Here is a 19,157-nt window from a genome sequence, read left to right on the forward strand (position 1 = left end):
TCGCGTTTTATTAACAAAATCTATTTTTATTATGCTTAAAATTTATTTAATACACAAATTATAATGATATTTAGTCAAATTACCGGTTTTAACCGCCATTTAGCCGTTAACTAAAATAATTGTAAAATAGTATAAACTGGATTGTTATAGTTAATAAAGCGCTTTCTTGGAACAGATTTTGTGCTAAAATGAACCTAACAAGTAAGATAGGGAGGCATGCACTATGAGTACAAAAAACGCATATCAACTAGCCGATATTGGTCGGAGTAATCCAATTTTTTCACAAATTCGTTCAACGGTCGAAACGGCTTTTTATGGTAATAACATGACCCACGTTCCCAACGTCGCAACTGCTTACGAATTAGCCACTCAGGATCCCGGCACCGTGAAGACCGACTTACCAATTTACCGGCCCACCGACCTAGGACTCCCCGCAGACGCCACGATGCTAGTGGCTAACACGGGTAAAGTCGTTGGCCGAACCGCGCAAGCCCGGCGCATTCTCGGTGATGCCGGTGTGGATGAAGCCGACATGGCGGGCCGATTACGGCAAGCCGTTTACGACGGCCATCAGCGTAAATTCATTAAAACCGACGTTTTCGTTGGCTTGGACGAAGATTTCATTGTCCGGGCTCACTTAGCAATTCCCGAAGGTTTCGCAAATAACCTGCTTTCTTACATGCTGAACTTCCAACCAATCACCAAAGCTTACCAAGAAATGTTTAAAAACTCCGTTGTGTACCCCGAAGGTGACATTTACATCTACGCCGACCCAACGTACCACGATCCCGATTATCCGGACGGGTTGGCACTGTTCGATCCTAAACATAACGCCGCGGCCATCCTAGGCATGTCCTACTTCGGCGAATTAAAGAAGTCGACGTTGACGTTAGCCTGGTCCATTGCGCACCGGCACGGTTACGTCGCTTGTCACGGTGGGCTTAAAGCCTTCCACTTCCAGGACAAACAGGACCAAGTCTTCGCCATGTTTGGCTTGTCCGGTTCTGGTAAGTCCACCCTGACCCACGCTAAACACGGGTACAAGTATGACATCACCGTTTTACACGACGACGCCTTCGTCATTAACCGTAAAAATGGGAGTTCGGTTGCGCTAGAACCCTCCTACTTTGATAAAACTAACGATTACCCGATGACTTCCGACGAAACTAAGTACTTCATGACCGTTCAAAACGTCGGGGTGACTTTAGATGCCAACGACCGTAAAGTTCTTGTTACCGAAGACCTGCGTAATGGTAACGGGCGAACCATCAAGTCCCGCTACGCTTCCACTAACCGGGTCGATAAGGAAAACGCGCCCATTAACGCGATTTTCTGGATCATGAAAGACGATAGCTTACCACCCGTGATTAAAGTGGACGACCCGGTCTTAGCCGCCACGTTCGGCGTGACCCTGGCAACTAAACGTAGTACCGCTGAAAACATCATCGGTAACGTGGATCGCAACGCGCTCGTGATCGAACCGTTTGCCAATCCGTTCCGGGTTTACCCGCTCTCCGAAGATTACCACGATTTCAAGGCCCTCTTTGAAGAACGGCACTTGGATTGCTACCTCCTAAATACCGGGTTCTTCGGCGACAAGAAGATTCCTAAGGAAATTACGCTGGGCGCCCTGGAAGCCATCGTGAACGGTACGACCGAATGGGAATCGTTTGCCGGCTTAGACCACATGCAAAACTTAAAATTAGCGGACTTCCCCGTCGACTACACCGATTCCGATTACCGAAAGTTAGTCGCGACCCGCTTAGATATTCGGGCTAACTTTGTTGATCAATATCAGCACAGTCATAACGACCGCTTGCCACACGAAATTACGGATATCTTAGTTAAACTACACAAACAACTGATTGCCCAACCGGCAAAACCATAAGTCCCGTGGCATTCGTCCCCCGTTTTAGACGAATTAAGGTTATAATGAAGGTAATCAGTTACAGAGCACTGAACTTTTACGAATTCTAATAATCGGGGTGAGGAGCATGGAACTACCATTAAGTCAATTATCAGAAAAGCTCATCGGGTTTGAGCGTGAGCACCACCTGACGGACAACGACCTGGCCTTTGGCAGTCAACTATCAGTGGAACGAATCCATAATATTAAATCTGGTGAAGCAACGCCGACGCAAGAAGAGCTACAACTGTTAAAGAAATTCATGAACAGTAAGGCGAAAGCTTAACCTTTCAATCATTAGAACAAATGACCCGCAGCGTGGCTGCGGGTCATTTTTAAGAGCGGAACAAACTGGCTTTTGTCCCACGTTTCAGCACCATTACCGCGTAAAAAAGGAGTTACTGCTAATTGGCAGTAACTCCTTTAAGTGTTCGTTAATGAACGATTTAGAACATGTGGATGGCAAAGCTTGGGGTGTAGTAAGCCGTGCTCTTGATTGAAACCGTTTCGCCGTAATCTGGTGAAGCGATGTATTGGCCACCGCCTAAGTAGATCCCAACGTGGTAAGGTGCGGAGTCAGAACCCCAGAAGACTAAGTCGCCGGCTTGAGCTGAACTAAATGAAACGTGGGTACCGACCGTTGCTTGCGCGTAAGTGGTCCGACCGATTGAACGACCAATCTTAGCAAAGGCCGCTTGCGTAAATGCAGAGCAGTCCATTTGTTCGTATGGTGTTCCTAAGTAAGTTTTAGCAGCAGCAATCAAAGCACTGGCAGTACCAGTCGTTGACGTTGAAGTCGTCGTGGTAGATGCTGAGTACGCCGTAGCGGTCGTCTTAGCACTAGAACTAGTTTGGTTGCTTGCACTCTGGGTGCTTGTGCTGTAAGTGCTAGTTGCGGCACTGGAGCTAGCTTGTGAACTAGTTGAAGTTGCGGCTTGTGAGCTAGAACTCGTAGCCGTTGAAGTCGTTGAAGTTGAGCTTTGTGACGTAGCAGAACTCGTTACGGCACTAGAGCTAGCTTGTGAAGCTACTGAACTCGTTGAAGCACTTGAGGCAACGCTGCTTGCGCTAGCGGTTGAAGTGCTGCTTGATTGAGCGGCAACGGAACTGCTTGATGCGGCTTGGCTCGTGCTACTTGCACTAGTAACGGATGAGCTCGTCGTTGAAGCAGAAGTTGCTTGGCTGCTAGTTGAAGTTGCGGCACTAGTTGACTTGGCACTGCTTGCACTAGCAGTGGTCGTCTTAGTGGTTGACTTCGTTGCAACGTTTGAACCAGTCTTAACACCAGGAATGTTAATGGTTTGACCAGCGATGATCAAACTAGGATCGCTTAAGTTGTTTTCTTCCGCAATCTTCTTAACTGAAACGTTGTACTTTTGTGAGTATGCCCAAACGGTATCCCCAGCTTTAATCGTCATAGAATCAGCGTTTGCAACTGCTTGGCTAGTTACCAACAAACCAGCTAAAGCCGCCGTTCCTAACATAACTTGTTTGATATTTACTTTCACTTTAATGATGATCACTCCAAAAAGAATGTCACGTATGTACTTCAAGCCAAGGTCTATACTACTCAATTTGTGTTACATCCAAATACCAGCAAAATAACAATATGTTACGAAGGTTACAGAACCATAACAATAATTGATAACCGTAACATTTCCACACAAAAACATTGTCATATCAGGATTTATTCCCACCGAAAATTTCTTTTTGTAATAAATTAATTTTGGTAAAAAGTTTAGCGTCCAATAAAAAAATGGAATTTACACCCCGTTAAGCGTAAGTTCCATTCCGTTAGCCATAATATTATTCGTTCAACAACCGTTTTCAAACTTATCGTTGGCGGCGGTGGGCTCGCGGCAACCCGAGTAGCCACCGGATATCGTTACCCGTAAAGTTCAGTTTTAAGAACTCCGTCTGGGTCGCCTGCGCGTACATTTGCGTCAAGACCTGGTGCCCCAAAGCCACCACTTTAGTCGCAATGGCCTCGTCGAATAAATATTGACGGGTCGCCGCCGTAATTTCGCGGATGGCAAAGATTTTTTCCGCGTCGTCAAATAGTTCGGCAGCGGGACGTTGTAACTGTGTTTGCTTAAACTGCGCGTACGCCTGGTCCAATACTTCGGCGGCGTGCGTGGTTAGATCCGTGGTTTCAGTCATCGTGGTACCCCCTTAGTTACCATTATTTTAACGAGTTCCCCGTTAATTTGCTACGGCTTAGCATTGCCTTTAATCAAAATCTGATATACTAAACGCATCCGGGAGGGAAATCAAATTGACGAACGAAAATGACCGTTATTACCAGCCAACTGACATCAAGGACGCCTTGCAAACGATCCAAAAACTATTTAATACGTACACCGACGCGCCGCTAACGACCGAATTAGTCACGTACCATCAAAAACTCGTTAACCAGCTACAAACTAACTTATTACCGTTGGCCCAGCAAGCCCATGACCAATTACGCGTCACACAAATTAATTCGATGGTGACCGTTATGCAGGATTGGCTTAAACTCCGCTTAAACGGGCAAGCTTTCGGGGGTAAAATGCGGCACTACCAATTTGTGAGCAACCAACAAACCCAGTTCAAACGGCGCGTTCATAAAATCCGTGGTAACGCGAATCACCGCGCCAGTCGGCACTGATTCGTTGCGGGAAGGGCTTGCACCCGTGCTAATTTGCGGTATACTGAAATAGTACTCGGGCCCTTAGCTCAGTTGGGAGAGCGCCTGCTTCGCATGCAGGAGGTCGTCGGTTCAAATCCGGTAGGGTCCATTAATTCAAGTTTTCCAAAAATAACGCCAGTTAGGGGCGTTATTTTTTTATCTTTAAAATCTCACTTAACGCTAGATAAGCCAACAACTCAAAGGTGTCCATAAAGCTTTACACAGTGGCACATCGCAATTATTTGACTATCGGAATTTGCTCAGGTACGCTAAAGCTAACTAAGGAATTCTGGAGGGGATATTCATGTCAATCGATCCAAGTCGTGCCCAAGATGTCTGGAAAGATGTCGGGGAACATGTTCAATTCACCGTTTTAAAGTTAAACCGTCAAGATCAAGCTCATGATCAAGAAGTTTTCCAAGAATTTGCCGACCGTTCCCAAGCCATCATTCGCTCGCTCCGCATTCGCGACGCGAAGCCCGAAACCGGGACGCAGTTGAAGGTGTCCATTGGGATCAGTAACACCGCTTGGGACTACCTGTTTCCAAACGCGCCCAAACCTAAAGAACTTGAAACTTTTGAAACCCTAAAGGGACCAAAATACGAAATGCCCGCGACCGCTGGCGACCTGTTCTTCCACATCCGGGCCAGTGACGAAGCGGTCGTTTATGAGGCCATGACCCAGTTCGAGCGGGTCCTTAAACCAATCACCAGCGTCATAGACGAAACCAAGGGCTTCCGTTACTTCGAAGGCCGGGCCATTATCGGTTTCATCGATGGTACCGAAGCGCCCGCCGTGGAAGACGCGGCCGACTACGCCCTAGTTGGTGATGAAGACCCGACCTTTGAAAACGGTTCGTACGCCTTCGCCCAAAAGTGGCAACACGATATGCCGGTTTGGGAACATATGACCACCGAAAAACAGGAAAAGGCCGTTGGACGTGAAAAGTTCAGCGACTACGAACTAGAAGACGAAGATAAGTTTAAAAACGCCCACAACGTTGCTTCCAAGTTTGAAGTTAACGGTGAAGAACAAAAGATCGTGCGGATGAACGTTCCGTTCTCCAACCCAGCCGCCGGTAATACCGGGACCTACTTCATCGGGTACGCCCGTCACTGGACCGTGACTAAGGGAATGTTGACCAACATGGTCGAGAAATCCGACTTCTTGTTGACCTTCTCAACGTTATTGTCCGGTCAACTCTTCTTCATTCCGTCACGGGATTTACTAGCACAAATCGCGGACGGTGAGTTCCACTAATACACATCAATAAGTTTTAACCGAAGCGGGCCGTTTAACGGACCGCTTTTTGCGTACGCTGGACCCCAGTTTCTGCTATAGTAGGACTATATTATGAGGAGGGACCCGCATGGCAAATCGGTATTTACATAATGTTCAGGGGTTGTTTGACACGATCGCACCCAATTACGACCGGATGAACAACATCATTAGTTTAGGCACCCACCGTCATTGGCGAAAACGGACGATGCAAAAAATTCAGTTGGCCCCCCACGCCCACGCGTTGGACCTCTGTTGTGGGACTGGCGACTGGACCATTGCCGTTGCCCGGGAATTACAGGCTCCCGGCGAGGTCATCGGCTTCGATTTTTCCGCCCCCATGTTAAAAATTGCCCAACAAAAAGTTTACCAGCAACACTTGCAGGACCGCATTTGGTTACGGCGGGGCAACGCCATGCGGTTACCGTTTAAGGACAACACCTTTGACCTGGTCACGATTGGCTTTGGCTTGCGCAACTTACCAGATAAGGACCGGGCCCTGGCTGAAATTTTCCGGGTGCTCAAACCGGGCGCCCAGCTCGTTTGCCTAGAAACTTCCCAACCCGACCAACCACTGATCAAACCCGTTTGGCAATGGTATTTCACCAAGCTCGTTCCGTTGTTTGGCCGGCTTTTCGCACACCAGTATCAAGAATACTCGTACTTGCAGGAAACTACCCGCCACTTCGCCAGCTACCAACAATTAGTGACCATGTTTAAGCGGGCCGGTTTTCAAAAAGTGCACTACACCCGCTTTAACTTCGGTGCGGCGGCCGCCCACTTCGGTACCAAACCCGGGGTAACCGCCAATGACTAGTTTAGAAGCCCTAAACCACTGTTTGGCCTGGCTAACGGCACCAACGACGGTACCACTTCAAGTCGACGGCCTCGTTTTATGCGGCAATAGTCAGCCTGCGACCGCTACTACGGCAGGTCACTTAGCGCAACGGTACCACCTCCCCAGCATCATCATTGCCGGGGGCGTTGGCCACGCAACAAAGTATTTACGTCACAACCTCGGCGTCACCAACACGTTAAGTGAAGCCGTCATGATGGCCGACTTAGTCCGTCAAGCTGGTTATACTGGTGAGCTCCGTTTAGATCAGACGTCCACTAATTCGGGAAGCAACGCGGTCAACGCCCGCCAATTAGCTCCCGCTAACTGGCATGACGTCCTCCTCGTCCAAGACCCGCTGTTATCCCGCCGGACCGCACTAACTTTTAAGCAAAATTGGTCCGCCGACGTAACTTTTAGTTGGTACCAACCACGGCCGTTGCGCTTGCAACAATTCGACCCGTTGACTTGGGCGCTGCCAACCGCCATGGCGTGGCCTCCCGCCTACTTTACCGAGCTGGTCATTGGTGAGTGTCAGCGTCTGATCGACACTCCCGCCGGCTACGGGCCCCGCGGCGCCGGTTTCATCCCGCACGTCGACGTTCCGCAAAGCGTCGTTCAAGCTTATCAATTTTTGCAAACCCAGACGTTGAACCGAAAACGCTAAAAAGGGGCCGTGATAAAAATCACAGTCCCTTTTTCATCTTCGAACAATTATTGTCGAAACGGGTTTTAAAAGTCAGGGTACAGTTGCGTTAAGGCTTGGGCTAACCGGTGCCCCGCCGTTTGCGAACCGACTAAGTTTAAGTGGACGTGATCGGTTAAGCCCGGCTGCCAGTCGGCCGTTTCGATTAACTGAACGGCGTTAAACGCGGCCACCACGCGGCGAATGATCCGGTCAAAACGCTGGCTAAACGGAATCATTACGGCCACGCGACTCGCCGGATACAACCGAACCACTTGTTCAATAAACCGGCGTAAAAGCGGCGTAAAACTAGCCGCCGTTTCCCGACCATCGTTGGTCCCCACGTTGATGACGACCAGGTCCGTCATTTCCGGTTGCCACGGTGTCTGGGCATCAACGGCCGTTAAGACTTCGGGTAAAGGCGGCACGCCACCCGTCCCCGGTTTATTTAAACCAACCGCACTGTACGCGATTCGAACGTTGCGGGCGTTTAATTGGTCACACGCCACCGCCGCGTAATTGGCCTCCCCCCGATAATCTTTTGCGGGTTGGTACCCCGCGACCCAGCACCCCGCCGTAATTGAATCCCCAATGAAGGTCACGCTCCGGTTGCCAATTTGAACGGGGAATAGCTGACCGTCACTCGTTAAACTTCGCACCGCAAAACCCGCGTCGCCGCTCCATACCGGGTCTTCGTCGGTGTTGCCACTCATCACGACCCGGATCACGTGCGGGTGACGATCCAGGGTCAACCGTAGTGGTGTCGCCGTAACGGGAAACCGTTGATAGGGTAAGCCGTCAATTTGAACGGCGACCCAACTCGGTAGGTCGGCGGCCCGGGGCAACAATCGCAACTGCACGTAGCTGGCCGCGTCCACCTGAAAATCAACCTCCGCGCCTAAGTTGGTACTATACATGACCCGTTGATCGTTGATGGTTTTTAACCCCCAGCGCCCTTGAAAATAGGCGGGCATTAAGCAATTATTCGCTGTAACCCGTTGATACTGCATGCTAACACCCCGTTTCAAACTAAATTTTTAGTCATTTTGCAAAACTTGACCCCCATCAATTTGTTATCAAGGATTCCTCCTTATACTAGGGTCATCAAATCAATTAAGGAGCGTTTCCATGATGAAATTTCAAATCTTCCTAACCAAACATACTAATCATATCACCCTGATCACGGGGATTCTAATCGTACTCGGCATGCTGAGCAAGTACCTGCTCAACTTTACCCCCGGTTATACGGTCACCCTAGCCGTCGCGTCGGTCATTGCCGCCATACCGATTGCCGTCCGGGCATTCAGCGCCCTGCGTAACAAGGTCTTTAGCATCGAATTACTAGTGACGATTGCCGTCATTGGCGCGTTTGTCATCGGTGAATTCAACGAATCCGCCATCGTGACCTTCCTCTTCCTGTTCGGTTCGTACCTTGAAAGCAAAACCTTACAAAAGACCCGCACCGCTATCAAGGGCCTGACCGACATGTCCCCAACCACCGCTACGCTGGTGACGAGTGATGGTACCGAAGAAGTCGATGTCGACGACGTGGACGAGGGTGACGTCGTCCTCGTCAAAACGGGGAGCCAAGTTCCCGTCGATGGCGAAGTCGTTGAAGGCAGTGGTTATTTAAACGAAGCTTCCATTACTGGTGAAGCACGCCAAATCAACAAACAGTTACACGACAACGTCTACTCCGGGACCATCGTCGAAAACGGCTACCTAAAAATTAAAGCGACCCAGGTTGGTGACGACACCACCTTCGCTAAAATCATTGAACTCGTCGAAGAAGCGCAGGATACCAAGTCCAAGGCCGAAAAGTTCATCGACCGCTTTGCGCAGTACTACACCCCCGCCGTACTCGTTTTAGCCGTTCTGGTCTTTATCTTCTCCCGTGACTTCCGGCTGGCCATTACGGTCCTCGTCCTTGGCTGCCCCGGTGCCCTGGTTATCGGCGCGCCGGTCTCAAACGTCGCCGGGATTGGGAACGGTGCGAAGCGCGGCATCCTGATCAAGGGTGGTGAAGTGATCGATACCTTTGCCAAGGTCGACACCCTGGTGTTTGATAAAACCGGGACTTTAACGGAAGGCAACACGGCCGTTACCACCATGAATACTTATACGGATCAGGTGGCCGACCAACTAGGCATTGCCGCCGCTATTGAAGGCGTTTCGGACCACCCCCTTGGTCAGGCCATCATCACCTACGCTCAGAACCAGACAACACACACCGCTCCCGTTCTAGACGATACCGAAACCGTCAAGGGTCAGGGGATCTGCGCCAAAGTTGCCGGCCAAGAAATTGTCATCGGGAACCAAAAGATGATGACCGCTCACCAAATTGACCTGACTCAGCAGCAGGCCCAAGATTTAAACGCGCTCCAAGCTGCCGGTCAATCAACGGTAATCATGGCCGTTGACGGTCAAGTTCAACTGATGTTCGGCATCGCCGACACCATCCGGCCCGAAGTTAAAGATTCACTGGCCGCCCTCAAAGCACAGGGCATCAAACGGACCGTTATGTTGACTGGTGATAACCAGTTGACCGCCGAAGCCGTTGCTAAGGAACTCAACTTAGACGAAGTCCACGCGAACTTATTGCCTGAAGAAAAGGTCGCTTACGTTAAAAAACTCAAGGCCGCCGGTAACACGGTTGCCTTCATCGGGGACGGTATCAACGATAGCCCGTCAATCGCCAACGCTGACATTGGGATTGCCATGGGAAGTGGGACCGACGTCGCCATCGATACCTCCGACGTGGTCTTGATGCAATCCAGTTTTCCAGCCCTGGTTCACGCCCACGGACTCGCCAAAAAGACCGTCTTGAATACTCGTGAAAACATCTTCATTGCCATCGCGACGGTTGCTTTCCTCCTGATTGGCTTGATCTTTGGCTACATCTACATGGCCAGTGGAATGTTCGTTCACGAAGCCAGCATCCTAGTCGTCATCTTCAACGCAATGCGCTTAATTAACTTCAAAACTAAGTTCGACAAACGCACGGCCGACCGCGCGGCACAACCAGTAACGGCTTAGCCGCTTCAACTTAAACTACCGAACCCGTCGTTTATGAACACGACCTGAAATCGGCGCCTATTCCTAGTTTGGGATAGACGCCGATTTTTAGTTGTGTCACACGGACTATTTTTAGCATCACCACGATTTAATACCCCTCAGCGGTATTTAAAACTGGTTCATTAAAGTTAAGCGTTTAAGATTACCTCGAAAACCTTTTATTCGCTTTAACATACCTATGGGGGTATACTGAAATCATTAATTCACTTTAAATTTTGGAGGAAACCATTATGATCAAAGAAATTCACGACCAAGACTTTGCTAAGGAAACTGATACGGGGGTTGCGGTTGTCGACTTCCGAGCCGACTGGTGCCCACCCTGCCGAATGATGGACCCCATTTTGAAATCACTCTCAGAGGACGCCAACTATAAAGATAAGGTCAACTTCGTTTCACTAAACGTGGATAACGACCAGGAAGTCGCCGGTCAGTTCCAAGTTCAAGGCATTCCCACCTTTTTAATTAAAAAGGACGGTCAAGTCGTTAGTCACATGGTGGGTGCCCGGCCGAAACCCGACTTTGAAGCCGAACTTAAAAAGGCCCTTGCCAACTAAGGGAGGTTTACAATGACCACTACCGATGAAGGCTACGTAACTAGTAAACAGATCAAGACCCGCTTAAAACGTTCAGCGGGCCAGTTAGACGGCGTTTTACGAATGATGGATGAAGAGCGGTCGTGTGACGACGTACTCGTTCAACTCTCCGCCGTTAAATCCAGTATCGACAAGGCAATGAAGCTTGTAATTGCCCGTAACATCAATAATTGTGTCGACAACATGGACGCGGTTGACGTTCAGAACTTGGAACACTCGTTAGATTTGCTTTTGAAAACCAAATAGCACGATCAATTCCACTTTCATTAAGAAACGATTTAAGAAGGTGGAATTTTTGTTTTAACAAGCACGTCCAGACTTTCCCCCACTGCGTTTAATTATTAATAATTGCATGAATTTTAACGTCATCCCACGTAATTTGCGTATTTTAGTGACAGACCAGTAAATTGGTCTATCACTAATCACTTTATGGGGGGATTCTTATGAATTCAAAATATTGTATCAAATGTGGCCACAAACTTTTGGCCACTGCCGAGTTTTGTTCATCCTGTGGTGCCGAACAAACCGAAAGCACCGTGCTAACAGAGCAACCAGCCACTACGGTACCCGGCCTAGTTAGCGCAACTAAGCTGGTACTTAAATCTGCCTTTACCATCAAAGGTTACCTTAAACGTGCCGATTATTGGTGGAGTTATCTAGCCGCTGGGATGCTGGGTACTATCACGTCGGCCATCGTTTACACTAGTTATTCACGACTAATACTTTGGTTGGCCGCCATTGCTTTGGCACTACCCACCATTGCCATGTTCACCGCAACTATTCGCCGGTTACACGATACAGGCCGATCAGGTCATGTTTATTGGTTAACGTTGATTCCAATCGTGGGACCTATCATCGTAATTATTTGGCTTGCACAACCAACAAATCCTGAGGGGCCCAAAAAGTTTTCTAATCATAAGACTACGGCGCCCTGGCATAACAAATGGTGGTCATGGGGACTTCTCGCCATCGTAACACTCGTAATTGGCGCTAGTTTTCGAACGGCTAAAGCGGCAATTTTTGAATATCAGTACAGTGCAGCCCTTGATGCGGCCAATAACGACCATTCGGATCAACGTGCGGCAATTGCTTCCAGTGATACTAACAAGTCAAGTGATAGCGCAACCGAATCTAAGGACGATGGCCACACTATCACACTGGATGACAGCAAGATCAAAATCGCAGATAGCAAAACCTACAAGACCACCTTTAATGATAACTCGTGGCACGATAGTAATTTTAAAATCGATAATGTAACAATCTACAAGACTGATGGTTCCTATAAGGGTAATAGCAGCAAAGCAAAGCCAATTAACGGAATCGTCAAGGTACATATGTCGATCAAAGCCGGTCACGACATTTCAACTTTTCCTGATCAGGGTACACTAAACACAAGTAACGGCCAACAAGTCGAGGCAGATTTAAGCAGTAGTGACAGCCTCGGTGGCGACCTCAATACCGGTGCTACAAAGGATGGTAATATCTACTTCTTCTTACCAAAGCTCGATAAGGTATCTGACCTGACTAGTTTACGGCTAAAATGGGACGCTCATTATGATACCAATAATTATGAGGATGATAATTCACACAAAACCTTTGACGCAACGTTGAACCTTAAATAGCGCTAATTTAACCTTTCAAGTAGTCATCAGCAAAGCGTCAAAATACCCCCTAGGATTGGACTAATTCCAAACCTGGGGGTATTTATCGTGTAGTTAATATTTACTGTGTCGATTAATCTTTCCAGTCGCCCTTTTTCCAATCATCGTGGTTCCAGTCGTCTTGTTTCCAATCGTCCGGCGTATCAGTTGACTGGTTTGGGTCCGCGGGATCCTGCGGGCGTTTTTTAGCTCGCCGTAAGAGGACCGCCGTTGAGATCACCGTTACGAAGCCGGTGGCGATGATAAAGACGAGTGTCCACATAATAATGGTGCTAATTGACATCTGTTTGGTCCCCCTGTTCTTAGTTGTCGTTAGTATAGCGCAGGTCCTCAGGAAACACAAAGTAACTCGCGTACCACTGACCTCTTTTTTCGCACTAACCTAAGCCAGCAAAAAGCCACCCGAATCAGCGGCCCACACCGCACCGATCCAAGGTGGCTTCATTTAGACTAACTAGTCAATAACTGCACCAACTAGTCGTCATCATCTTCATCATCTTCGTCTTCTTCGTCCAAACCGGTCCGCGCATCGTTGCCTAGGTAGGCCTGTAATTCACGAATGTTGCGGTTATTGCTGCCCCGGTAACTAGTTAACCAGGCGGCCAACGCCGGACGTTCTTCTTTTTGAGCTAATTTAATGGCCCGGTCAACGAACAGGTTCTCCGTATCAAAATCCTTGATCACCGCTGCCACGGTCGTCGCGGCGTCTTGATACTTAAACGCCCCGTTTTCTTCCAACATCGAATACTTTGTCAATTCCGCGGTCGTGGACGATGGTTTTTGGTTTTCATCGAGTAACAGGTCGCCTAATTCCGCAAACTGCCGGACGTTTAAATCAATTAAGCGTTGATATTCAGTGCGTAGACTAAAGGACTGGTTCCCCTTCACGTACCACTTGGCCTGGCTCAGTTTAACATAGCTGACCATCAGGTTCGATAAAATGTGGTTCGTCATCGCCCCGGCGGTCGGGACGTGGTGGTCGATGTCGCTCTGTTTTAATTCCGCTGCGTATTGGTCTTCAATCGTTAATTCACTCATGGGGTTTCCTCCTACTTTACCTTGACGTTTTCAACTTCGTATCCTAAACCGGTCACGACCTTAGTGAGGTCATCGGCGTTGGTGACTTCGGGGTCAAAATTGGCTTTGACCTTGCTGGCATTAAATAAAACTTTGACGTTCTCAACACCGTCATGGTTCGCGACGGCCTTTTCAATCTTAGTCATGCATGACGGGCAAGTTAAGGTTCCTAATTGCATAATAATTTTCATAAATATCAACCTCCGTTAACTCATTTGATGAATCTATCATAACGAGAAATAAGCATTAAAAAATTGACCGCCGTCAAGAAACTAAATAATTTTTTCAGTTAAACTAGGTTTTGTTGAAATAACGAACCCGTTCCCATAATTTAGATGTTAATTCTGTTATCCTATAAGTGAATTTATAAGGAGGCCCTTTAAATGGCAACTCACGAATGTGTACAACTTGTCCCTATTTTTCAGGAATTAGCCGCACCCCAACTTGATACCATTGAATCCATCGTTCGCCACCACCACTACCAGGCGGGGGAGACGGTTTTCAGCGCGGACGATGCGCTCGACCAACTAATGATCGTTTCAGCCGGGCAAGTTAAGGTCTACCAACTAGCCGCCAACGGTCGCGAACAGTTACTTTACCTTTTACAATCCGGCGACATTGACGGGGAAGCCGCCCTCTTTGAAAATCAGCGGCGGTCGTCCTTTGGTGAAGCGTTGGTTCCCACCGACGTTTGCAGCATTCAACGGGAAGATTTTCAAGGACTGATGCGCCAGTACCCCAGTATTAGCATTAACGTCTTAAACGTCTTCGGCAAGCGCCTGACCCAGTTAGAACGTCAGACCACTAGTACCGCTACCGAATCGGTAGAAGCCCGCCTGGCGAATTACTTGACCGAAACCGCGGCTTCATTGAATACCGATACGTTCAAACTTCCCTTAAAAAAGAAGGACCTGGCCACCTTCCTCGGCACGACCCCGGAAACCATTAGCCGTAAATTGACCCGTTTTGAGCAGCAGGGACTCATCACTCAAAAAGCCGGGAAAACGATCCAAATTAACGACGCCGACCAGTTGCTATTAGCAGAATAAAAAAATTTATATCGAGTTTCCACGTTTGGGGAAGCTCGGTATTTTTTTACCTTAAAATTAGTAATTTCATGGGTACTCAGACCGCTACTCAAATTAATCTAAGGTATAATTAAGCCAGTATGAGAAATATTATTAAGGAGTGGATTTAATGGCAACCGTTAATCAAGCAACAGTAAAACAGGATCTTTATGACGCCGTCAATGGTGACTGGATGAAGACCGCTGAAATTCCCGACGACCACGCGTCAACGGGGGGCTTTATGGACTTAGTCGACGCCATTGAAAAAACGTTAATGCACGATTTTGATGCGATGGCAGCGGGCGACGTTCAACCGGACAACCCCCAGTTAGCCGAATTCATCAAATTTTATCAATTAACCAAGGATTTTAAGCAGCGTGACGCCGCTGGAGCTAAGCCGCTTCAGTCGTGCTTAAAACAAATCGACAGCCTCGGCGACTTGGCCGACCTGCAAACGCGCATGCCTGATTGGATCTACGACGGCTTGCCACTACCATTCAGTTTGGACGTCGACGCTGACATGAAAAACACCAAGGTCAACGCCCTGTTCGCCCAAGCGCCGGGAACGATCCTTCCCGATAAAACTTACTACGACGAGGGTAACCAGTCCGGACCAAAATTACTCGCGGTCTACGCCAAAATGATGACCGAACTGTTCCAAAAGGTGGGTTACGACCACGAACAGGCCCAGGCCACCGTGGACGACGCGTTAAAATTCGACCGGCTGATCGTCCCGTGGGTCAAGAGTGCCGAAGAAGCCGCCGACTACAGTAAGATGTACAACCCACGCAATTTCAAAGACTTTACCAACGATAGTCGCTACTTGGACTTAGCCGCCATTACCTATTCCGTAATTAACGGTAATCCCGACGTCGTCATTTTGCCGGAACCAGCTTACTTTGACCACTTCAACGACGTGGTGAACCCCGAAAACTTCGCCATTATGAAGAACTGGATGAAGACCAAATTGGTTCAACGTTTGAGTGGTTACCTAAGTGATGACATGCGGACGTTAGGCACCACCTATTCACGGACGTTATCCGGGCAAAAACAGCCGCGTAGTCAGGCTAAGAGTGCCTACTACTTAGCCGCCGGGATGTTTGACCAAGTCGTCGGGCTCTACTACGGCCACAAGTACTTCGGTGAAGCGGCTAAGGCCGACGTGCATCACATGGTTGAAAAAATGATTGGGGTTTACAAACGCCGCTTACAAGCCAATACCTGGTTAAGCGCCGCTACCCGTGAAAAGGCGGTCACAAAACTGAACAACTTAGGTATTCAGGTCGGTTATCCCGATAAATTGGAACCCGTCTACACTAAGTTTAAGACCCACACCGCCGCGGAGGGTGGCAGCGTGTTAAGCAACGTACTGAACTTTGGCCGCATTTCACGTCAGAACATGTTTGCCAAGTGGGGCCAACCAACCGACCGGACCCGGTGGGAAATGAGCGCCGACACCGTTAACGCTTATTACCACCCGTTCATGAACATCATCGTCTTCCCGGCTGCCATTTTACAGGCACCGTTCTACAGCTTAAAGCAGTCTTCTAGCGCTAACTACGGGGGTATCGGGGCCGTGATTGCCCACGAAATTTCCCACGCTTTCGATAACAACGGGGCGCTGTTTGATGAATTTGGGAACTTGCACAACTGGTGGACCGAAGAAGATTCCGCGCACTTTAAGGAACTTGCTAAGTCAATGATCAGCGAATTTGACGGCTTAGACTTTGCGGGTGCCAAGGTCAACGGGACCTTGACCGTTTCCGAAAATATCGCCGACGCCGGTGGACTTAGCTGTGCCGAAGAGGCCGCTAAGGGTGAACAAGACGTCGACCTCAGTGCCTTCTTCACCAACTGGGCCATGGTTTGGCGGATGAAAGCAACCAAGCAATACATGCAACTACTCCTATCGATTGACGTGCACGCCCCCGCTAAGCTGCGGGCCAACGTTCAACCTAAGAACCTGGACGACTTCTACACGACTTTTGATATCCAGCCAGACGACCCGATGTACCTTGCACCGGACAAACGGGTCAAAATCTGGTAAAAGCAACACCGTTATAACCAAGTGGACCGGGTCGTCCCGGCCCACTTTGCTAGTTTCATTATCGGGAGGAAACCATGTCTCAGTTTGAAAAGTACCACCCAATCTTAACCGCGCACTACGCCTTTGACTGGTTGACCAAAGCTCGCTCCATTGACGTTTTAAGACTCTACCAACGCGCGGATGCGGCCATGACTATCCAAACGGCCGCGGAAAAAATCAACCAAACGATGCGGGAGATCTTTCACGACCAAAAGTTAGTCTGGGGCGTGACCGACCGAACCGATGGCCACTTCGTTGGTCAGGTCGGGTTTGACCCGATTGATACCAGTACCGGCCAAGCCACGGTTAGTGTCGACGTTTTCGCTGATACTCCAGCCGCGGTGTTAACCGAAATCTATCAACGGCTAGTTGCATTTGGCACCGCCGAATTAAAATTAACTACGCTGACCGTTACCTTAACAGGTCCCGATTCTAAGTGTGACCAGGTCTTAACCGCGTTAGGTTTTTGCACGACTGACCACCAGCACTATCACTACCAAAAATAAATGCACTTTTAAACCCTCACAAGTTAAGTTTGTGAGGGCTTTTATTTAGTTTCATTATCGGTGCATTGCCGAAATGATTTTCTGATTTAATTTATTTAATGCGCACACCCTATTCCGGATAACCGCACTCATTACGCACTATTGCGCGTGGTTTATCATTTGATTAGCGAAAAAGTTAAGCTTTTTAACTAAAATTGGTTGCGTTTTCTTTTTAATCTAGTACAATAAAATTGTTAACAAAAGCACGTTACACAATCGTTATTGTGAAAACCACCACATTATAAGGAGCTGTTTTGTATGAAAGTTATCGTTATTGGTTGTACCCACGCCGGCACCGCCGCCGTTAAGCAAATTTTAGCTACGGATCCCTCCACGGAAGTCACCATTTACGAAAGAAACGACAACGTTTCTTTTCTCTCCTGTGGGATCGCCCTCTACCTCGGCGGTCAAGTCGCTGATCCCCAGGGCCTTTTTTACGCCAGTCCTGAACAGCTAGCCGAACTCGGTGCCACCGTCAACATGCAACACGACGTCACCGCGATCGACGCTCAAAATCACCAAATCACCGTTACCGACCTTAAAAGCGGCGATGTCAAAACGGACCACTACGACAAGCTCGTCATGACGACCGGGTCCTGGCCAGTGATCCCACCCATCGACGGTATCGACAGCCCCAACGTTTACCTTTGCAAAAACTGGGACCACGCCCAAAAGCTTTGGGAAGCCGCAAAGCCTGCCAAACGGGTCATCGTCATTGGTGGGGGCTACATTGGTACCGAATTGGTTGAAGCCTATCAACAACAAGGCAAGGAAGTCACGCTGATTGACGGCCTTCCGCGCATTTTAAACAAGTACCTCGACGCCGAATTTACCGACCGGGTGGAGCAAGACTTCACCGACCACGGCATTAAGTTAGCCCTCGGTCAAATGGTTCAAGGTTTCAGTGACGACGGCTCCGAAGTCACCGTCACGACCGACCAGGGTAGTTACACCGCCGACATGGCCATCATGTGCGTTGGTTTCCGACCAAATACCGGGTTATTAAAGGGACAAGTTGACATGAACGCCAACGGTTCCATCAAAACCAACGATTACATGCAAACTTCCGACCCTGACATTTTTGGGGCTGGTGACGCGGTGGCGGTTCACTATAACCCGACTAAACGTGATGCTTACATTCCGCTAGCCACTAACGCGGTACGGCAAGGAACCCTCGTGGGCTTAAACCTCTTTAAACCGACCCGGAAATACATGGGGACCCAGGCCACTTCCGGCTTAATGTTGTTCGGCAAAACCATCGTGTCATCTGGAATGACCGTGGAACACGCCGCGGCAGAAAACGTGCCCGCCGCAGCGGCTACTTTGGAAGATAACTACCGGCCCGAATTTATGCCAACGACCAAACCAGTACTGATGAAGCTCGTTTACAACCCGGAGACCCGCGAAATTCTCGGGGCCCAGTTCATGAGTGAACACGACGTTTCACAATCCGCCAACGTCATCTCCGTGATGATTCAAAATCACAACACGATTGACGACTTAGGCTTCGTCGACATGTTCTTCCAGCCGATTTACGACCGGCCATTCAACTACCTGAACTTACTAGGTCAAGCCGCCATTGCGCAGGCCGATCAAACCGTCACTGAATAATCAACTTAAACGTTAAATAATGAAGCGGCCTAGCTAAAAACCACCCAGGGGTTTTTTGGAGGGCGGGGG

The 19,157-nt window shown here is 48.8% G+C and carries 20 protein-coding genes and 1 tRNA gene; 15 read left to right on the forward strand and 6 right to left on the reverse strand.

Annotation, left to right across the window (positions count from 1 at the left end; all coding sequences use genetic code 11):
• Positions 1 to 223 precede the first annotated feature (223 nt).
• Positions 224 to 1,888, forward strand: coding sequence for a phosphoenolpyruvate carboxykinase (ATP) (locus D1831_RS08290; protein ID WP_125072466.1), 1,665 nt, complete (start codon positions 224 to 226; stop codon positions 1,886 to 1,888).
• Between the two features lie 106 nt (positions 1,889 to 1,994).
• Positions 1,995 to 2,192, forward strand: coding sequence for an LBP_cg2779 family protein (locus D1831_RS08295; RefSeq protein WP_125072467.1), 198 nt, complete (start codon positions 1,995 to 1,997; stop codon positions 2,190 to 2,192).
• Between the two features lie 160 nt (positions 2,193 to 2,352).
• Here D1831_RS08295 and D1831_RS08300 read toward each other — a convergent pair whose 3' ends face one another.
• Both D1831_RS08300 and D1831_RS08305 read right to left on the reverse strand, forming a co-directional pair.
• Entirely contained in the window at positions 2,353 to 3,414 is a 1,062-nt protein-coding gene (locus D1831_RS08300; RefSeq protein WP_179950313.1) for a C40 family peptidase, read from the reverse strand.
• Between the two features lie 325 nt (positions 3,415 to 3,739).
• Positions 3,740 to 4,066, reverse strand: a complete 327-nt coding sequence (locus D1831_RS08305) for a hypothetical protein (RefSeq protein ID WP_125072468.1) — start codon at positions 4,064 to 4,066, stop codon at positions 3,740 to 3,742.
• Positions 4,067 to 4,181: 115 nt separating this feature from the next.
• Between D1831_RS08305 and D1831_RS08310 the strand changes: the two genes are divergently transcribed.
• The 5 genes from D1831_RS08310 (at position 4,182) to D1831_RS08330 (ending at position 7,355) form a co-directional block, all read left to right on the forward strand.
• Positions 4,182 to 4,553 (forward strand): hypothetical protein, encoded by a 372-nt coding sequence (locus D1831_RS08310; protein ID WP_125072469.1) that lies wholly within the window; start codon positions 4,182 to 4,184, stop codon positions 4,551 to 4,553.
• A 57-nt stretch (positions 4,554 to 4,610) separates the two neighbouring features.
• A tRNA-Ala gene (locus tag D1831_RS08315) sits at positions 4,611 to 4,683 on the forward strand.
• A 195-nt stretch (positions 4,684 to 4,878) separates the two neighbouring features.
• Positions 4,879 to 5,835 carry a Dyp-type peroxidase gene (locus D1831_RS08320; protein WP_125072470.1) on the forward strand — a complete coding sequence of 319 codons (957 nt, stop codon included), beginning with the start codon at positions 4,879 to 4,881 and terminating at the stop codon, positions 5,833 to 5,835.
• A 109-nt stretch (positions 5,836 to 5,944) separates the two neighbouring features.
• Entirely contained in the window at positions 5,945 to 6,670 is a 726-nt protein-coding gene (locus D1831_RS08325) for a demethylmenaquinone methyltransferase (protein WP_125072471.1), read from the forward strand.
• A complete protein-coding gene (locus D1831_RS08330; protein WP_125072472.1) occupies positions 6,663 to 7,355 on the forward strand; it encodes a YdcF family protein in 693 nt (230 codons plus the stop codon). The genes D1831_RS08325 and D1831_RS08330 overlap by 8 nt, the downstream gene beginning before the upstream one ends.
• A 65-nt stretch (positions 7,356 to 7,420) precedes the next feature.
• Here D1831_RS08330 and D1831_RS08335 read toward each other — a convergent pair whose 3' ends face one another.
• Complete coding sequence (locus tag D1831_RS08335; RefSeq protein WP_125072473.1) at positions 7,421 to 8,383, reverse strand: SGNH/GDSL hydrolase family protein; 963 nt, start codon at positions 8,381 to 8,383, stop codon at positions 7,421 to 7,423.
• Between the two features lie 121 nt (positions 8,384 to 8,504).
• On the opposite strand from D1831_RS08335, the gene D1831_RS08340 reads away from it, so the two are divergent.
• The 4 genes from D1831_RS08340 to D1831_RS08355 all read left to right on the forward strand — a co-directional run bounded on the left by D1831_RS08340 (position 8,505) and on the right by D1831_RS08355 (position 12,663).
• On the forward strand, positions 8,505 to 10,409 hold the full coding sequence (locus D1831_RS08340; RefSeq protein ID WP_125072502.1) for a heavy metal translocating P-type ATPase: 1,905 nt from the start codon (positions 8,505 to 8,507) through the stop codon (positions 10,407 to 10,409).
• A 269-nt stretch (positions 10,410 to 10,678) separates the two neighbouring features.
• Complete coding sequence (locus D1831_RS08345; RefSeq protein WP_125072474.1) at positions 10,679 to 11,002, forward strand: thioredoxin family protein; 324 nt, start codon at positions 10,679 to 10,681, stop codon at positions 11,000 to 11,002.
• Between the two features lie 12 nt (positions 11,003 to 11,014).
• The gene (locus D1831_RS08350; RefSeq protein ID WP_125072475.1) at positions 11,015 to 11,287 is read left to right on the forward strand and encodes a metal-sensitive transcriptional regulator; all 273 of its coding nucleotides are present in this window, start codon (positions 11,015 to 11,017) and stop codon (positions 11,285 to 11,287) included.
• A 197-nt stretch (positions 11,288 to 11,484) separates the two neighbouring features.
• Entirely contained in the window at positions 11,485 to 12,663 is a 1,179-nt protein-coding gene (locus D1831_RS08355; RefSeq protein WP_125072476.1) for a DUF805 domain-containing protein, read from the forward strand.
• Between the two features lie 112 nt (positions 12,664 to 12,775).
• Here D1831_RS08355 and D1831_RS08360 read toward each other — a convergent pair whose 3' ends face one another.
• From D1831_RS08360 to D1831_RS08370, 3 genes are all read right to left on the reverse strand, one after another.
• Positions 12,776 to 12,985: a hypothetical protein gene (locus D1831_RS08360; protein ID WP_125072477.1), complete on the reverse strand. Its 210-nt coding sequence runs from the start codon at positions 12,983 to 12,985 to the stop codon at positions 12,776 to 12,778.
• A 191-nt stretch (positions 12,986 to 13,176) separates the two neighbouring features.
• On the reverse strand, positions 13,177 to 13,740 hold the full coding sequence (locus tag D1831_RS08365; protein ID WP_125072478.1) for a Dps family protein: 564 nt from the start codon (positions 13,738 to 13,740) through the stop codon (positions 13,177 to 13,179).
• An 11-nt stretch (positions 13,741 to 13,751) separates the two neighbouring features.
• A complete protein-coding gene (locus D1831_RS08370) occupies positions 13,752 to 13,970 on the reverse strand; it encodes a heavy-metal-associated domain-containing protein (protein ID WP_179950314.1) in 219 nt (72 codons plus the stop codon).
• A gap of 192 nt (positions 13,971 to 14,162) precedes the next feature.
• On the opposite strand from D1831_RS08370, the gene D1831_RS08375 reads away from it, so the two are divergent.
• The 4 genes from D1831_RS08375 (at position 14,163) to D1831_RS08390 (ending at position 19,088) form a co-directional block, all read left to right on the forward strand.
• Positions 14,163 to 14,828 carry a Crp/Fnr family transcriptional regulator gene (locus D1831_RS08375; RefSeq protein ID WP_125072479.1) on the forward strand — a complete coding sequence of 222 codons (666 nt, stop codon included), beginning with the start codon at positions 14,163 to 14,165 and terminating at the stop codon, positions 14,826 to 14,828.
• A 148-nt stretch (positions 14,829 to 14,976) separates the two neighbouring features.
• Complete coding sequence (locus D1831_RS08380; RefSeq protein ID WP_125072480.1) at positions 14,977 to 16,893, forward strand: M13 family metallopeptidase; 1,917 nt, start codon at positions 14,977 to 14,979, stop codon at positions 16,891 to 16,893.
• A 74-nt stretch (positions 16,894 to 16,967) separates the two neighbouring features.
• Positions 16,968 to 17,438: a GNAT family N-acetyltransferase gene (locus D1831_RS08385; protein WP_125072481.1), complete on the forward strand. Its 471-nt coding sequence runs from the start codon at positions 16,968 to 16,970 to the stop codon at positions 17,436 to 17,438.
• A gap of 297 nt (positions 17,439 to 17,735) precedes the next feature.
• Entirely contained in the window at positions 17,736 to 19,088 is a 1,353-nt protein-coding gene (locus D1831_RS08390; protein ID WP_125072482.1) for an FAD-dependent oxidoreductase, read from the forward strand.
• The last annotated feature ends 69 nt before the right edge of the window (positions 19,089 to 19,157 follow it).

The organism is Lactiplantibacillus garii (assembly GCF_003885105.1).
Classification (GTDB): domain Bacteria; phylum Bacillota; class Bacilli; order Lactobacillales; family Lactobacillaceae; genus Lactiplantibacillus; species Lactiplantibacillus garii.

Coding starts and splice junctions, on each gene's coding strand:
- D1831_RS08290 (WP_125072466.1), top strand. CDS start 224: ATGAGTACAAAAAACGCATATCAACTAGCCGATATTGGTCGGAGTAAT.
- D1831_RS08295 (WP_125072467.1), top strand. CDS start 1,995: ATGGAACTACCATTAAGTCAATTATCAGAAAAGCTCATCGGGTTTGAG.
- D1831_RS08305 (WP_125072468.1), bottom strand. CDS start 4,066: ATGACTGAAACCACGGATCTAACCACGCACGCCGCCGAAGTATTGGAC.
- D1831_RS08320 (WP_125072470.1), top strand. CDS start 4,879: ATGTCAATCGATCCAAGTCGTGCCCAAGATGTCTGGAAAGATGTCGGG.
- D1831_RS08325 (WP_125072471.1), top strand. CDS start 5,945: ATGGCAAATCGGTATTTACATAATGTTCAGGGGTTGTTTGACACGATC.
- D1831_RS08330 (WP_125072472.1), top strand. CDS start 6,663: ATGACTAGTTTAGAAGCCCTAAACCACTGTTTGGCCTGGCTAACGGCA.
- D1831_RS08335 (WP_125072473.1), bottom strand. CDS start 8,383: ATGCAGTATCAACGGGTTACAGCGAATAATTGCTTAATGCCCGCCTAT.
- D1831_RS08340 (WP_125072502.1), top strand. CDS start 8,505: ATGAAATTTCAAATCTTCCTAACCAAACATACTAATCATATCACCCTG.
- D1831_RS08345 (WP_125072474.1), top strand. CDS start 10,679: ATGATCAAAGAAATTCACGACCAAGACTTTGCTAAGGAAACTGATACG.
- D1831_RS08350 (WP_125072475.1), top strand. CDS start 11,015: ATGACCACTACCGATGAAGGCTACGTAACTAGTAAACAGATCAAGACC.
- D1831_RS08355 (WP_125072476.1), top strand. CDS start 11,485: ATGAATTCAAAATATTGTATCAAATGTGGCCACAAACTTTTGGCCACT.
- D1831_RS08360 (WP_125072477.1), bottom strand. CDS start 12,985: ATGTCAATTAGCACCATTATTATGTGGACACTCGTCTTTATCATCGCC.
- D1831_RS08365 (WP_125072478.1), bottom strand. CDS start 13,740: ATGAGTGAATTAACGATTGAAGACCAATACGCAGCGGAATTAAAACAG.
- D1831_RS08370 (WP_179950314.1), bottom strand. CDS start 13,970: ATGAAAATTATTATGCAATTAGGAACCTTAACTTGCCCGTCATGCATG.
- D1831_RS08375 (WP_125072479.1), top strand. CDS start 14,163: ATGGCAACTCACGAATGTGTACAACTTGTCCCTATTTTTCAGGAATTA.
- D1831_RS08380 (WP_125072480.1), top strand. CDS start 14,977: ATGGCAACCGTTAATCAAGCAACAGTAAAACAGGATCTTTATGACGCC.
- D1831_RS08385 (WP_125072481.1), top strand. CDS start 16,968: ATGTCTCAGTTTGAAAAGTACCACCCAATCTTAACCGCGCACTACGCC.
- D1831_RS08390 (WP_125072482.1), top strand. CDS start 17,736: ATGAAAGTTATCGTTATTGGTTGTACCCACGCCGGCACCGCCGCCGTT.